The 15,526-nt window shown below is 47.2% G+C and carries 13 protein-coding genes; 8 read left to right on the top strand and 5 right to left on the bottom strand.

The window, feature by feature from the left end:
• The first annotated feature begins 90 nt into the window (after positions 1–90).
• Positions 91–750: a DUF2459 domain-containing protein gene (locus ACRJJO_RS11735; RefSeq protein WP_431065922.1), complete on the top strand. Its 660-nt coding sequence runs from the start codon at positions 91–93 to the stop codon at positions 748–750.
• 96 nt (positions 751–846) lie between these two features.
• On the opposite strand, the gene ACRJJO_RS11730 is transcribed toward ACRJJO_RS11735, so the two are convergent.
• The 3 genes from ACRJJO_RS11730 to ACRJJO_RS11720 all read right to left on the bottom strand — a co-directional run bounded on the left by ACRJJO_RS11730 (position 847) and on the right by ACRJJO_RS11720 (position 5,719).
• On the bottom strand, positions 847–2,415 hold the full coding sequence (locus ACRJJO_RS11730) for a sodium:solute symporter (RefSeq protein ID WP_431065921.1): 1,569 nt from the start codon (positions 2,413–2,415) through the stop codon (positions 847–849).
• Positions 2,416–2,820: 405 nt separating this feature from the next.
• Entirely contained in the window at positions 2,821–3,582 is a 762-nt protein-coding gene (locus tag ACRJJO_RS11725; protein WP_431065920.1) for a Mut7-C RNAse domain-containing protein, read from the bottom strand.
• 166 nt (positions 3,583–3,748) lie between these two features.
• On the bottom strand, positions 3,749–5,719 hold the full coding sequence (locus tag ACRJJO_RS11720; protein ID WP_431065919.1) for a diguanylate cyclase domain-containing protein: 1,971 nt from the start codon (positions 5,717–5,719) through the stop codon (positions 3,749–3,751).
• A gap of 723 nt (positions 5,720–6,442) precedes the next feature.
• Here ACRJJO_RS11720 and ACRJJO_RS11715 point away from each other — a divergent pair.
• Both ACRJJO_RS11715 and ACRJJO_RS11710 read left to right on the top strand, forming a co-directional pair.
• On the top strand, positions 6,443–7,234 hold the full coding sequence (locus ACRJJO_RS11715; protein ID WP_431065918.1) for a GNAT family N-acetyltransferase: 792 nt from the start codon (positions 6,443–6,445) through the stop codon (positions 7,232–7,234).
• The gene (locus tag ACRJJO_RS11710) at positions 7,206–8,018 is read left to right on the top strand and encodes a lysophospholipid acyltransferase family protein (protein WP_431065917.1); all 813 of its coding nucleotides are present in this window, start codon (positions 7,206–7,208) and stop codon (positions 8,016–8,018) included. The genes ACRJJO_RS11715 and ACRJJO_RS11710 overlap by 29 nt, the downstream gene beginning before the upstream one ends.
• Here the strand turns inward: ACRJJO_RS11710 and pap are convergent.
• Positions 7,960–9,444 (bottom strand): polyphosphate:AMP phosphotransferase, encoded by a 1,485-nt coding sequence (gene pap / locus ACRJJO_RS11705; protein WP_431065916.1) that lies wholly within the window; start codon positions 9,442–9,444, stop codon positions 7,960–7,962. The genes ACRJJO_RS11710 and pap overlap by 59 nt on opposite strands.
• Positions 9,445–9,927: 483 nt before the next feature.
• Here pap and ACRJJO_RS11700 point away from each other — a divergent pair, with 483 nt between their 5' ends.
• The 5 genes from ACRJJO_RS11700 to ACRJJO_RS11680 are packed head-to-tail and all read left to right on the top strand — an operon-like array spanning position 9,928 to position 14,787.
• Positions 9,928–10,431 carry a transcriptional repressor gene (locus ACRJJO_RS11700; protein ID WP_431065915.1) on the top strand — a complete coding sequence of 168 codons (504 nt, stop codon included), beginning with the start codon at positions 9,928–9,930 and terminating at the stop codon, positions 10,429–10,431.
• Positions 10,432–10,451: 20 nt separating this feature from the next.
• The gene (locus tag ACRJJO_RS11695) at positions 10,452–11,555 is read left to right on the top strand and encodes an XdhC family protein (RefSeq protein WP_431065914.1); all 1,104 of its coding nucleotides are present in this window, start codon (positions 10,452–10,454) and stop codon (positions 11,553–11,555) included.
• The gene (locus ACRJJO_RS11690) at positions 11,552–12,160 is read left to right on the top strand and encodes a nucleotidyltransferase family protein (RefSeq protein ID WP_431065913.1); all 609 of its coding nucleotides are present in this window, start codon (positions 11,552–11,554) and stop codon (positions 12,158–12,160) included. Before ACRJJO_RS11695 ends, ACRJJO_RS11690 begins: the two co-directional genes overlap by 4 nt.
• A gap of 3 nt (positions 12,161–12,163) precedes the next feature.
• Complete coding sequence (locus ACRJJO_RS11685) at positions 12,164–12,628, top strand: (2Fe-2S)-binding protein (protein ID WP_431065912.1); 465 nt, start codon at positions 12,164–12,166, stop codon at positions 12,626–12,628.
• Positions 12,625–14,787 (top strand): molybdopterin cofactor-binding domain-containing protein, encoded by a 2,163-nt coding sequence (locus ACRJJO_RS11680; protein WP_431065911.1) that lies wholly within the window; start codon positions 12,625–12,627, stop codon positions 14,785–14,787. Before ACRJJO_RS11685 ends, ACRJJO_RS11680 begins: the two co-directional genes overlap by 4 nt.
• Positions 14,788–15,210: 423 nt before the next feature.
• Here ACRJJO_RS11680 and ACRJJO_RS11675 read toward each other — a convergent pair whose 3' ends face one another.
• Complete coding sequence (locus ACRJJO_RS11675; RefSeq protein WP_431065910.1) at positions 15,211–15,492, bottom strand: DUF427 domain-containing protein; 282 nt, start codon at positions 15,490–15,492, stop codon at positions 15,211–15,213.
• Positions 15,493–15,526: the final 34 nt, after the last annotated feature.

Genomic DNA, 15,526 nt, shown 5'->3' with positions numbered 1-15,526 from the left:
TGTTTTGACATCAATTTTTGAAAACTAGGCTTGCAATAAACGAGGAGTCCATATATGGGTATACCTTGTTGAATCGACGAGTGTACCGAGATGCTTATCAGACCGATCGTTTTTTGGATGGCCTGCTTTTTATGCAGCGGCTGCGGTTCTTCGCCATCGGCGCTTTATGCAAAAGGCGCCGAACAAATGATTGTTTATGTCATCGATCACGGTTTGCATACCGGTATCGTGGTTGACGCTCGAACGGCTGCAGACAGCGTTTCCGGACTGGCGTTCGATTTAAATGAAATCGGTTTTATCGAGTTCGGTTGGGGCGATCGCGCTTTTTATCAGGCCGAGTCGTTTTCGTTGTGGTTGGCTATAAAGGCGTTGTTTTTCCCGACCGAGTCAGTCATGCATGTCGCTGGGCTTCGGCACCATCCGGAGCATTATTTTCGGCGCAGTGACATCGAACGCATCTTGTTGTCAAAAAGCCAGTTGGTCGCAATGTTGGGTTTTATCAATCAGTCGTTCGTAAGAGACGGGCAGGGCGATTTAATCAATTTAGGGCGAGGCTTGTATGCTTATAGCCGTTTTTACAGCGCAACCAGTTCCTATCATATTTTCAATAACTGCAATACTTGGACCATGGAGGCTTTGAGCGAAGCAGATGTCGCGACGGATAGTCCACTGGCACTTACCGCGCGAGGAGTCATGCGGCGGGTCAGGCGACATCAGAAAAAACTTATATCCGGTCAGGCCGAGTTTTAGAAGCATGCATGACTTTTGGTTCCTGGCGCAGTCTAGCGCTTACTTCCACGTAAGCGTCGAATAAAATAGCTTTGTTATAAAAGCCGAAAACATAACTTACCGCCACACGATAACCAAAGTGATAGTCAATACTAATAACAGAGCGGCGAGTATCCGGTAATTTTGATACCACGGCAGAAACTTTAATTCAACCGATTCTTCTTGGAACCTGCGAATCTTCCAAAGATAAGGTGCGATACGCGGCAATTTTGGCGCTTCCGTCAACATGCTGATTGTGAACATGATAATCATACAGATGACAAAGAGCATGAAAGCGACATGAAGAAAATGCATATCGATTGGACTAATTATTAAATAAAACGAGATGCCTAGGCTGACAATAAAAGTATAAAACGCCGCAGTTGCCGTTGCTCCGCGCCAGAAAATGCCCAAGATGAAGACTGCGACGACGGGCGGTGCGATATAGGCTAAGATGTTTTGCAAATATTGGAATAATGAGCTGAAATTTTCAATATAAGGCGCCCAAGCCGCCGCTAAAACCATGAAGATAAATGCAGTTAGCCGCCCGGTCCACATTAGGGTTCGATCGGACCACTGGGGACGAATTTGGCGAATAAAGTCCATGGTTACCAGGGTGGATGCGGAGTTGAGCGTAGAGTCTATACTGGACATCAGAGCGGCGAGAGTCCCTGCCACAACAAGCCCTAAGAGTCCTGTAGGTAGTAAGTCGAACAACAAGGTCGGATAAACTTGATCGGGGTTCGGAAGGTCGGGGTAAAGCACGCGAGCCATACTCCCCGGTAATACCATGATGAACAACACCGGTAACTTCAATAAAGCAGCCAGCAATGTCCCATAGCGGCCATGCTGTATATTTTTGGCGCTAAGAATTCTTTGCGCCATGAATTGATTGGTACACCAAAAATAAAAACCGAGAATCGGCACGCCTAAAACCAACCCTGTCCAAGGTAAAGTAGTGTCATCGGCTGGCTGTATCAAACTGAGCATGTTTTCCGGCGTAACGGCAGTCACTGCTTGCCACCCGTCGATTTTTCGATAAGCAAGCATTGAAACGACAATAGCGCCGATAAGAATTAGTATTGTTTGTATTGCATCGGTATAGATAACCGCTTTTAAACCGCCCGCTACGGTATAAGCTCCGGCCAATAAAGCCAAGACTAAAATCGATTGCCACAGAGGAATGTCGGGGAAAATCATTTTTAGCAAAATACCGCCTGCATAGAGGGCACCGGCGGTATCGATTAGAATATTGCCCACTAAAGTTAAGCCCGAAAAAAAATAACGTGATCGAGCGTCGTAGCGTCTCTGTAAAAACTCGGGCATCGTGTAGACTTTTGCCTGTAGCACCATCGGCAAAAAGAAAACCGCGTAAAATACCAAGACCACCGCAGCCATCCATTCATAGTTGAAGACTGAAATACCGGTTGCATAAGCATCGCCGGACAATCCCACCAACGTGGTGCTGGAAATATTGGACGCAAACAATGAAATGCCGACGAAAGGCCAGGTCATCGATCGTCCGGCTAGAAAATAATCTTCCGTGCCTTTGGCTTCTGTTCCTACCTTGATACCAATTGCCAGTACGATACAGAAATAAACCAGAATGATAATAAGATCCGTTTGAGCTAAGGTGTAGTGAGGCATAATTGCGGATACATTGAATTCTTGGGTCGCTTCTACTCATTATCCAAGATAGTTAATCATAGCCAATGGGCTATGGAATTTAGGTGCTGGGTTAACCCATCCATGGAGGGTTGACGGCTGCTTTTCCTGCAGTCGACACCTGCCTACCTTGCACTAAAAATAGGGAGATTATTTATGATCGAACTCTAAGCTCAATTTTCACGCTCTTTCCCAAGCTCCGGCTTGGGAAAGACACCCTGGAAGCTCCAACTTCCTGAGACCGACACAACCTCTGCACATTCTTAATCTTCCTTGATTGTCGAGAAGCTAGAGCTTCCTGAACAGGTTACTCAAGCTGGAGCTTGGGTAACAGCATACTGTCAACGTAGTTGTCGCGTGAGTTGAAAATCATGCTCGTTCCTAAGCTCAATTTTTCGTCCTTTGATCGTTTTGAGAGGTCAATTCGCTAATTAATTGCCTGGCACGATCTTGGTGGCTGCCGGACCAATAAATTTGATTGCAACTGAGGCAAATCCGAAAGTCGTTGTAATAAAGCTTAGTTAAAGGCTCTAGTCGATCGATGACGGCGTCTTTGCTTGTTTTTATCAACGTACCGTTGCAACGTGAACAGCGTGTAAAAGGTGCTATAGACCGGTATAAATCCAAACGTTGCAGGACTTCTTTTACTTGCTCTCTAGGATGAACCGAGCGCACGAAGTAACCGTGAGTAATTATTTTCCGTCTTAATAAAAAGCGATCCCGAGTCAAAACGATTCGATGCTGCTGACTCGCTATCTCGGCAACATCGCCATCCTCGTAATCGTTTCGGTACAAACAGTCAAAGCCTAATAAACGTAAATAGCGCGCAAGCCGCCCAAGATTAGTATCGAGAATGAAGCGAGGGTTTCGTAACGGTTTAGGGCGCAGGCGCAATAGTGGCGTGATATCGAAACTTTCGAATATCGGATAGACGCTAATTCGATCATTCTCTTGAACAATATAATTAAAATCGACCGAACGGCCATTGGCCAAAATAATTTCGACCTCGGTGTGCGGAATACCTAAGGATTCGATTAAGTCTTTGATCGAAGTTCTACGATTAAGCGTATGTTCAAATTCGACTTTACGCCGCTCGATCGGTAAAAAATCGTTTAATTCTTCGTAAAAACGTAAATAAACTCGGCTCACAGGGATTAACCTAGAAAAAGTATTTCTCCATGAAGCTCATGAAGAATATGAAGTTAACTCAATAACTTGTTGGACGAAGCCGTTGTTGAGTACCTTCATAAACTTAATGTCTTTCATGGTTAAACTATCGAATTTTGATCTACGTTGGGCATATCAAGGGTTGATATTAGCTGCCGTTGCCGTTTTTTTTATTTTCGTACATGGCTTTATCGGCGCGGTCCAGTAGTGTTTTAATGTCGGTGCCATCGTTGGGATAAATGCTCATTCCGGCGCTGACGCCAATATCGATCATACGGTCATCGATAAAATAGGTTTTGCTGATGACATCGACCGTATGTTTAAGAATTTTATCGACCATTTCCGAATCGGTCACATCCTCGAGTAATATCGCGAATTCATCGCCACCTAATCGAGTGACGGTGTCCGTTTCTCGAACACTCCGTACGATTCGGTGAGCCACGCTCTGCAATAGGCGATCTCCGGTCTTATGACCGAACAAATCGTTAACCGGTTTGAATTTGTCTAAATCCAAAAACAAAATGCCCAACTTGGTATTGTTTCGCGCGGCTTTCTTTATGGCCCTTTCTAACCGGTCGTTAAACAAAATTCGATTGGGTAAATCGGTCAATGGGTCATGATGAGCGATATGACGGAGATGCTCTTCTTCGGCCTTGCGTTCCGAAATATCCGACAGTATTGCCACATAATGTGTGATTTGATTGTCACTGTCTTTAACTTGGCTAATGCTGATTCGCATCGGTAATAATGCACCATTTTTAGTACGATCGACAATGTCGCCTTGCCATTGACCGTTTTGATTTAGAGAATCCCACATATATTTGTATTGTTCGGTCGATATATAGCCCGATTGCAAGATCGAAGGCGGCTTACCCAATAATTCTTCTTGATCGTAGCCGGTCATTTTACACAATGTTTGATTGACCGATACGATGCGTAACGATGGGTCGGTAATCATAATGCCTTCGCTACTGAAGTCAAAAACCGTGGCCGAAAGTTTTAATTGTTGTTCAGCCTTTTTGCGTTCGCTTAGATCCATTACATAAGCAATACCTTGTTCACGATTACTGCTAAGCAATGCCGCGCCGATATATACAGGTACCCAATATCCTTGTTTATGGATCAGCGCTTTTTCATAAGGCTCGCATCGGCCATGCATTAAAAGCTCGTTGATAGCCTGTTGATCCTTGGCATGAAACTCAGTTGGAGTAATATCTCGCCAATTGACCGCTTCTTTTTCAATATCGGCTTGGACAAAACCCAGCATGTTTAAAAAAAGGTCGTTCGCTTCGTCGATCATACCATCGAGGCGCCATGAAATAATACCGATTGTATTGGATTCCTTCAGGCTTCGAAAACGCGATTCACTGAGAGCCAGTTGTTTTTCGAATTTTTCGATGCTCTTTATAATTTGCCGGCTGACTAGCAGTCCCATACCGACAAAGATGGTTAATATCAGCACGCTAATTTGCCATGTAATGAGTTTAACCCATCGGGCACCTTCGCTTAATTTAAGCGAAAATTGGTTTTCTAGCTCATGAAGCTCATTATTGAGCTGCCGTATGCGCCGCCTTAAGTCGGCAATTTTTTCGCTGTCGCGACGCGAGCCGGTCATTTCGTTTCGTATTTGTTCGCCGATTACGTTCAATGCATCGATTTTTTTATCGGCGGACTGCCATATATCGATTGCTTCGCGCATATAGGAAATGCGGTGAAATTGTATAAAAAAATGGATCATCGTATCGATGTCGTCCGGGTGGTTTTGTCCCTGAAGAAAACCTTCTCTTGCTGCTTGTTTGTCGGGTGGAAATTGAAATAAAGCCGTTCTAGCTTTGCTATCGCCGCTGATGATTTCGAGGGCTTCCAAATAAGCTAGGTAATCCGCCTCGGCATGATTGTAGGAATATTGAGTCAAGTAAAAAACCGCATCTTTTTGCGCTTTGGCCCAGAGACCTTCTCCTCTCACATAAGAACGAACTCCCTCAAAGACATTGCCGTTCCAGTAAATCATGCCGACTAGGGATGCCGAAATAAGTCCGAATAGGCCGATAATGAAAACGACTTTTTTTCTAGTCGACCATCCATGCGCTCTTAAGTCGTAAACTTTATTGGTTGCCATAATTTTCAGGAAAAAGTTGCAAAGTATCTAACGGCTGGAGTGATATTTTCAAAATGACGTGGATTTGATAAATAAGTGCAATGCATTTCGGACCTATGGTGCGTAGCTAATTCGTTAGACTATTCAGCCAGAGTAAATTGCTAAAGGATATTAATGACCCATAGAATTTAAGTGTTGAATAAAGCTAAAAAATCAATTGAGCATTCTTAATCCCGATTGACCTGAGTCTTGTCGAAAGGGTGATCGGGATTAAGACTACTCAGCCAATGGAGGCGATTGGAGATCGCTCTTGTTTCGACAAAGCTCTCCTGAGCGCAGCCGAAGAGCTAAGCAATAACGAATTCCAAGCGCTCCAACTGATTTTTTTAGGATAGAGCGCTTTAGGAACGAATAGGAAATAACTTATTCAAATTTCGCAAGGGGTTCGGCGACACGATTAACATGTGTCGGCGGTGTTTTGTCGGGCGATTTACCGAGCTTCCTTAAAATTAAGTGCGAAAGGTATCAATTATTTCATGGCTATTATGACGCGATGCCCATCTGAACAAGCCGCAAGCATTTTGATTTTAGTCAGGGTCTATCAGCGTGATCCGTGAAGAGAGTGTTTGATCCTAACATGAGCGAAAGATTTACTTCTGTCACCAATTTTTCATAGAAACGACGCGAAATTGAAATATTTCTTATTTATCTTAATCGATAAGTAAAGCATTTGCAGCCAACATTATGAAATTAATCGACACACAGATAAGAGTTAGTCCTACACGCCGACTGGATTGTTTTGTCACACACGATCAGGCTTTGATCGAACAAGCGCAGCGTCTTCGATTTCAGGTTTTCGCCAAGGAAATGGGGGCGAGACTCAAAACCGACAAAGAAGGCTTAGATTATGACGAAATCGACCATTTTTGCGATCATCTGGTCGTAGTCGATACGACTAATGAAAAAATTGTAGGCTATACACGCTTACTAAATCAAGAACAAGCCCGCAAATTGGGATATTTTTATTCGCAAAAAGAATTTAATCTGGACCGAGTGCTGGCTTTACCTGGGCGCTTTCTCGAAATAGGGCGTACCTGCGTCGACCCGAAATACCGGGGCAGTGCGGTATTAACCACGCTCTGGTCGGCGTTAGTAAACTATGCGCAGTTAGGCGATTACCATTATTTGATCGGGTGCGCGAGTATTTCGCCCGGGCCGAGCGGTTATGCGGTCGATGCGGTTTACCGAGCGATCGATTCAAAAAACAAGGCTTCAGACGCGTTGTCGGTAGTGCCCTTAATCGAAGTGCCTGAACATTTACGCTGCGAACGCGACGAGTCGGGGATTCCGCCTTTATTGAAAGCATATTTACGCTTCGGCGTGCAAATTTGCGGTCGCCCGTTTTGGGACGAAGATTTCAACGTCATGGATTTGTTTATCCTGTTGCCGTTGGCGCAACTGGAAGACCGCTATTCGAAACATTATTTAAAACCCCATTTATTTACCGATGATCGCAGCTTTTCGCCAGCTTTATAAAGTAAAACTGATTTTGTTACTGTTCTTATCCGGTTTCTTGATCGTTCTCGGCGTGTTTCCGGTTATTAACCGATCAAGCCGGCCGATTAAAGCTCGCGAAAGGATCAACCGGATCAAACTGGGTTGGCTCAAAGTCTTCAAGCGGGTCTTAAACCTCGAAGTCATTATCGAAGGACGGGCAGCCGATGGGCCGGTTTTAGTCGTTAGTAATCATGTATCCTGGCTCGATATCATCGCTTTGGGTCAACATTTACCGGGATATTTTGTCGCCAAAAACGATATTCTCGATTGGCCCGTCATCGGTTATTTGTCGAAAGAGGCCGGGACAATCTTCGTTCGGCGAGGAGATAAGAAGGAGATTCATACCACGTCCGAACAAATGAGTTGGTTATTAAAACAAAACAGCAAGGTCTTTGCATTCCCGGAAGGTACTACTTCGGATGGATCACAAGTTTTGCCGTTTCATTCGTCTTTGCTGCAGCCGGCTTTGCTGACGCGTTCGGCGATCCAACCTGTAGCTATCCGGTACGAAGGGGAGGCAAAGTTTTTAGCTCCATTCATCGGCCATGACGAATTTATACCGCATTTGTTGAAAATGCTGAAACTCGGAAAGATAGAGGTCCGCGTCAAAATATTGCCCGTTCTCGAAATGACCGATAAAAACCGGGCATCTTTAAGTTATGAAGCGCACGCAGGTATCAGCGAAGCGCTTCGTGCCGAACCGATTATTTCCCAGGTTCCAGAATCGCTTCCAATTTCTCGCAAACGGTTTTCAAGATTTTGATCCGCGCATAGCGTTTGTCGTTCGCTTCGACCATTAGCCAAGGAGCGGCGCGGGTGCTTGTTCGTGCTATCATTTCGTTGACCGCGATTTTATAATCATCCCATTTTTCCCGGTTACGGTAATCGTCCTCGGTGATTTTATGTTTTTTGTAACTGATTTGCTCGCGGGCTTTGAAACGCTTAAGTTGCTCGTCTTTATCGATGTGCAGCCAAAACTTCAATAAGAGAATGCCATGTTCGATCAATGCTTCCTCGAAATTGACGATTTCTGAATAGCTGCGCATCCATTCCTTGTCAGTTGCAAAGCCTTCCACGCGTTCGACCAAAACACGCCCATACCAGCTTCTGTCGTAAATAGTGACCTTACCCGCTCTAGGAATATGCCGCCAGAATCGCCATAGATAATGATGCGCGGCTTCCTCGTCAGTCGGCGCGGCGGTTTGAATAACGCGGTAGCTTCTCGCGTCGATTGCCGATGTAATGCGCCGAATGGCTCCCCCCTTGCCGCCGGCGTCCCAGCCTTCGAAAACCAGGATTGTTGAACGCTTTTGTTCTCGTGCCATTCTGACTAATTTATTCAATTTACCCTGGTAGTGCAGCAATTGATCGCTGTAGTCTTTTTTGTCGAGTTCGAGCGATAAATCCAACGTGTCCAGTAAGCTTTGCTGGTTGATATTGACGAAAGAGATGCCGTTTATGTTTTCCGATTTTCCATTTCGGCTGTCGATATGTTGACGGATTCTATGCAAAACATGCTGTCCAACTGTCAAGCTGCTGTAACGAATATCGGTTCCTTCGACAACTAGCCAAGGCGAGATTCCTGTGCTGGTTGTTGTCAATACATTTTCGGCGATTTCTACGAACTCATCATACAGTTTCAAGTGCTTTTTATCTCGCTCGGTAACTTGCCAACTGGTTTCCGGATCTTTTTCAAGTTCTTTGAGACGTTTTTTTTGAGTTTCTTTTTTCAAATGCAGCCAACATTTAATGATTAGCGCGCCGTCGTCTATCAGTAACTGTTCCATTTCGTTGATGTGCTTGAGTTCCACCGATAATTGACTGTCATCAATGTCTCCGTAGACTCGGTGCGATATCGGGTCGCTATACCAAGATCCGACATAGATGCCTATTCTTCCCTTAGGCGGCAGAGAACGCCAATAGCGCCAATATTTAGGACGCTCTTTTTCCTCATCGCTGGGTTCGTCGAAGGCGAAAGTTTCCATGTAGCGCGCATCCAGCCATTCGTTCAGTAAATTAATGACTTGACCCTTGCCGCCGCCGCCTACCCCGGAAATAAGAATAATGACAGGAAAATCGCAAGCGCCGAGTTCTTGTTGCAGCAGCAGCAACTGGGTTCTGAGTTCCGGAATTTGTTCGTTGTATTCTGATTTTTTTAGGGTATGCCCCAGCTCGGCAATTTCAAACATGGATGAGTCTCATATCGGAGTTAGATTTTTATATTATGCGCCAATCTAAGGAGTCGCGGCATTTTAGAACTACTATAGTTCATATCGATACTATCGTTAAAGCTTGTTCTCACCAGCAATTCCCAGTTTGAGCATTCTCGCTGGATTTAGGGGGTGGGGTATCCCTGTCGAGGAACGCCGTGAACTCATCCATGGGGGCTTGACGGCAGCTAAGCGCCAAGGATGGCGTGTATTAGGGCACCAACAGTAGGCGCTTTAGGCGATGCAGGGCAGAAAAATGCTCCTGCATTTTCTGCATTCATTACATCCATGTAACTCAGCAATTGCCGAGGAGCAAAAATCGGCCCCTGCTGCCGACATCCTCGCCAAGCATAACCCACACCCTGTTTGATCCCCAAATTGGGAATTGCTGTTGTTCTCACTGCGGTGCCCCAAAGACTGGAATGATAATGTATAATTCCCCCAAAATATCGGAGTTAATTCATGTCTCAAACCGACGATTCAAAACAGGCCTGTGCCGACACCTTTAACCATGATCATAAAGCCTGTAAGCTGGAGGCCTTGGAGAAAGCGGAAAAACTATGTTTGGAAAGAGGGGCCCAATTGACGCCGATACGCCATAAGGTTCTTGAGTTGATTTGGGACAGTCACGAGGCTGTTAAGGCTTATGATTTATTGGACCGCATCAAGCCGTTCAACGATTCGGCAAAACCGGCGACCGTTTATCGCGCGTTGGATTTTTTGATCGAACAGAAATTAATTCACCGCGTCGAAAGCATGAATGCATTTATCGGCTGCAATCATGTTGAAGGCAAGCACGATTTATTGCTGTTGATCTGCGAAGGTTGCCGGCAGATCGAAGAGAGGCCGGCGACACCGGTCATGGACAGTTTGGCGAATGAACTGAAGCAAGCAGGATTTACCGCACGACGTAAAACGCTTGAAATTCACGGCATCTGCAAGCATTGCGCCGATGGTGCAGTATAATAGCCGTTAGGATCGCTGCCATGACTTGTAATCCCCACCATTTGATCAACGCTTATTGGCGATTACGGAATAACACGGAAAATGTTGTTTTGGCGACGATTATAGAAACCCTTGGTTCAACTTATCAAAAAGCCGGTGCCAGAATGCTGATTGCCGACAATGGCGAGTTAAACGGCCTTTTGGGAGGCGGTTGTTTTGAGCGAGATTTGGTCGAACAGGCACATACGGTTTTCGAAACCGAAAATCCTAAAACGCTATTCTACGATATGCGTTCTCCCGACGATGCGGTTTGGGGCCTCGGTTTGGGTTGCAATGGGGCAGTAAGGGTATTGTTGCAATTATTGAAAGCCGACAATGATTTTCACCCGCTGAACCGAATTGTAGAGGTATCCGAAAGTCATACGGCCGGTATTTTGGCGACCGTTTATGAATCCGACCATCCCGATTATTCAATCGGCGATAGTTTTTTTCTGGCTGAGTTCGAATTAGACGACCTTAGCCAAAAGGGCAATACTCCCGTATCGATCACCAAGGCGGCCAAACAAACTTGGAGGCGGCGCAAACCCACTCTAGATACCTGTTTGATCGACCGTCATGCTGTTAAATTGTTTTTCGACTTAATGCGTCCGTCAGCGCAACTGCTGGTGCTGGGAGCAGGAGTCGATGCGCTTCCGGTCGTGCAATTCGCCAAAGCACTTGGTTGGCGTGTCACGATCGTCGATCATCGGCCAGGTTATATTAAACCCGAACGATTTCCAAATATCGATGCTTTACTCCATTCGATGCCCGAAGATTTGCACGAGCGTTTGCCATTGGATCGATTCGATGCACTCGTGTTGATGACTCATAGTATCGAATATGATGAACGCTATTTAAGAATCATAGCGGCTAGCCGAATCCCTTTCATTGGTTTGCTTGGCCCTGTTCACCGCAGAGATAGACTCCTCGATAGTTTAGGCGGGGACGCACCGAATATTGCCGCCAAGGTATTCGGTCCGGTCGGTTTGGACATCGGCGCCGAGACGCCCGAGGAAATTGCCTTGTCGATCATGGCCGGCATTCACGCCGCGTTGAAGGGACGAGATGGCGGACAACTCGGTATTAAAGATTGTCATCCCCAATGAGTCTTGATTTTGAGAATGTATATGCAGTAATTTTAGCCGCCGGCGCATCCCGCCGACTGGGTAGCCCTAAGCAACTCCTCGAATGGCGCGGCCGAACCTTACTCGGCAATACAATCGAAAACGCTCGTTCATTACTGAATGAGCGTGTCATTGTGGTTCTGGGATCGCAAGCCGAGACGATACAAGAAAAGGTTGATTTGGGCGAGGTTATCGCAGTTGTTAACCCGAACTGGCAAACAGGTATTGCTTCGTCGATTCGAGCCGGCATCAACACTCTGCCGACAAGCGCCGACGGGTTATTAATGTTATTATCCGATCAACCTTTGGTCGGTTACAGAGCGATGCAGAACTTATTGACACAGTGGCAAATTGAACCGTCTCGTATTGCCGCAAGTCAGTATCATGATACGGTCGGCGTTCCGGCGCTATTTCCGTCGGCTTTTTTCGGTGAGTTGCGCTCCCTCCGGGGCGACCGAGGCGCGAAGAGCCTGTTGTTGCAATTTGAAGATAAACTTCAGAAAATTCCTTTACCCGAAGCGGAACTCGATATCGATACCAGGGAAGATTTCGACCACCTAAGCGGCCATTACGATGCCGGGGAGTGAACGATGACGACCTTGATGATCAACGGTAAGCAATACGAGTTAGACGCCGAGGACGATATGCCCTTGTTGTGGGCTATACGCGATATCGCCGGTTTAACCGGAACCAAATTCGGTTGCGGTATCGGGATGTGCGGCGCCTGTTCCATCCATCTCGATGGCGAGCTGGTTCGATCTTGCATGATGCCGTTCGGTGCGGCCAAAGATAAAGCAATCACAACCATCGAAGGATTGGCATCGGAAGACGGTCTGCATCCTGTGCAACAAGCCTGGATAGATAAAGATGTATCGCAATGCGGGTACTGCCAGCCCGGCCAGATCATGGCGGCTGCCGCTTTGCTGCGGGAGAATCCGAATCCGAGCGAAGATGAAATCCGGACAAAAATGACCAACTATTGCCGTTGCGGAACCTATCTGCAAATATTCGAAGCGGTCAAACAAGCGGCGCAACATCAAGGAGAGCAGTCATGAGCACTTTATCGAATCTGTCGATGACGCGCCGGCAATTTCTCGGGGCAGCCGCGGCCGGTGCCGGCGTATTCGTGTTAGGGATATCCTTGCCCGGTTGCGCCAAGGTTGACGAACAAGGCGAAGGCGTGATCAATGCCTTCATCGGAATCGATGAAAATGGCGTCGTGACTTTTCAAAATCCTTTCATCGAAATGGGGCAGGGGACCTACACCTCGATACCGGCCATCATGGCCGAAGAGCTGGATGCCGACATGGCGATGCTCAAGGTCGTGCAGGCACCGCATGGGCCGGAATACCGAATCATGTTCAACAATACGACGCGCTTTACCGGCGGCAGTTTCAGCGTACGTTCGTCTTATATGACCATGCGAAAAGCCGGTGCGACCGCTCGGGCGATGCTGATCGAAGCCGCCGCAGGCACCTGGAGCGTAGCTCCCGGCGAATGTACGACAGAGCCGGGCGTCGTTATTCATCGCGAGAGCGGAAAAAAATTGACATACGGCGAATTGGCGCCCTTGGCGGCTAAACTGGATATACCCGCAGACGTGCCGTTAAAAGACGATGCTTCTTTCCGGCTGATCGGTAAACCGGTCAAGCGAACCGATAATCGGGTTAAAGCCACCGGAGAAGCCGAGTTCGGTATCGATATCAAGGCTGATGGACTGCTGTATGCCGCGGTCAAACAATCGCCGGTATTCGGCGGTTCGGTCCAATCCTACGACCAAGACGCAGTGCTCAAAATGCCAGGCGTCGTTGCGGTCGAGGAGATACCGAACGGTGTCGCCGTGATTGCCGATCAATATTGGCGAGCCAAAAAGGCTTTAGAACAATTACCGGTGACTTTCGATGAAGGCGATAATGCCGATTTCTCATCGAAATCGTATTTGGAAAAACTTAAAGCCGCGTTGAACGAATCGGGAGTCAGGGTCGAAGATATCGGCGATGCAGGAAAAGCCTTGTCCGAAGCGGCCAACACTATCGAGGCGGTCTATCATGCGCCGTTTCTTGCGCATCAAACGATGGAGCCGATGAACTGCACCGCACTGGTTACGAAGGATCATTGCAAGGTTTGGGCGCCGAATCAAGGCGCCGATTTCGTCGCCAAGGTCGCAGCCGAAATTACCGACCTAAAATTGGATGCTATCGAAGTGATCACGCCTTTCCTCGGCGGCGGTTTCGGACGGCGCTTCATCATGGATTATACGGCGCAGGCGGTAACGCTGGCCAAGAAACATCTGGGCAGACCGATCAAAGTTATTTGGACGCGCGAAGAAGATACGCAACACGACCATTACCGCCCGATGACCGCAGCTAAATACCGGGCTGGCTTTGATGCCCAAGGTAATCCGCTCGCAATTCAAATTACAACGGCGGGCGAAGGGCCATCGGGCCGGCTCAATCCCGAGTTTCTGAAAGACCCTACTATCGACGAGAGCATCTTCGAAGGCGGTCCGCATCAGCCTTATGGAATACCGAATAAGCGCGCCGATGTGGTCAGTGTGCCGGTTAAGCCGTTGCCGATCGGCTACTGGCGCTCGGTCGGGAATTCGCAGAACGCCTTCTTCAAAGAGTCGTTCATCGATGAAATGGCCCATGCGGCAGGTGCCGACCCGGTCGAATTTCGCCGTAACTTGTTAACCGAACAACCGCGATTCAAAAAAGTGCTCGATACCGCCGCCGGCATGGCAGACTGGAAATCCGAGGCATGGCAAGACGAAAACGGTATCAAACATGCAATGGGCGTTGCATTGCATGAATCGTTCGGTAGCATCGTCGCACAGGTGGCCGAAGTGGCGCTTGACGATGGTGAGATCCAGGTTGTCCGTGTCTGGTGTGCGGTCGATTGCGGTTTCGCGGTGAATCCGGCCATCGTTAAAATGCAAATGGAAAGCGGTATTGTTTACGGCTTGTCGGCAGCTTGGAGCGAGGAAATAACTTTCGAGAAAGGCCGCGTGATGCAAAGCAATTTTCACGACTATCCGATCTTGCGGCCTGATCAAATGCCAGATGTCGAAGTCGAAATTATCAACAGCGGCGAGCCGCTCGGCGGTATCGGAGAACCCGGCACCCCGCCTATCGCCCCGGCGGTCTGTAATGCCCTGTTTAAATTGACAGGGCAACGGGTAAGGAGTTTACCTTTTTCGCAATATACTTTTTGAACGCCGCAGGGGGCATACCCAAAAAGCAAAACCAGGTTCCGATAAAATAGTCGGCGTATCTTGAAGAGCGTTCTCCGCATTTTTTTATCGTTCCCACGCCGGAGCGCTCAGCTTTATACATAAGTCAAAAATAACCCTTTTGCAACCTTAACCAATGAGACCTCGATACCATTTATTGTTACTTAACACTTTCGAGATTGCGATCAGGGGATCGCTCCCATAGAGCGTCCGCCGCTCTCTGTGGGAGCGACGCCTTCGCCGCGACTATCGAAGCCAGTAACGCTCAAACACCAATAGCCTTTCCGGACAACACAACCATTTAGCGCTCGGTCGCTACTTTTTGCACAATTAGATATATTTATACTTATGTATAAAGACGAGCGCCGGAGCGTGGGAACGATAGGGGGCGAATAATTACCTTTATTATTGAATAACTTCTACTCCTCGCCAGAAAGCGACGTGGTTTTTAATGTTTAACGCTTCCGGTTTTGGATCGGGATAAAACCAGGCAGCGTCGCGATTAATCGCATCGTTTACGCAGAGATCGTAATAGCTGGCTTTACCTTTCCATGTACAGAAGGTGTTCGTGCTGCTTTCTTTTAGGAATTGGGCTTTGACCGAATCGGCAGGAAAATAATGATTGCCCTCGACCATTACTGTGTCATCGCTTTCGGCAATGATGACATCGTTCCAGATAGCTTTCATGATTTTGCTCCTTGTTGTGTTTATTTATTAGGTT

It is taken from the genome of Methylotuvimicrobium sp., assembly GCF_050611805.1.
Classification (GTDB): Bacteria; Pseudomonadota; Gammaproteobacteria; order Methylococcales; family Methylomonadaceae; genus Methylotuvimicrobium.
This window is presented reverse-complemented; position numbering and strand designations above follow the sequence as displayed.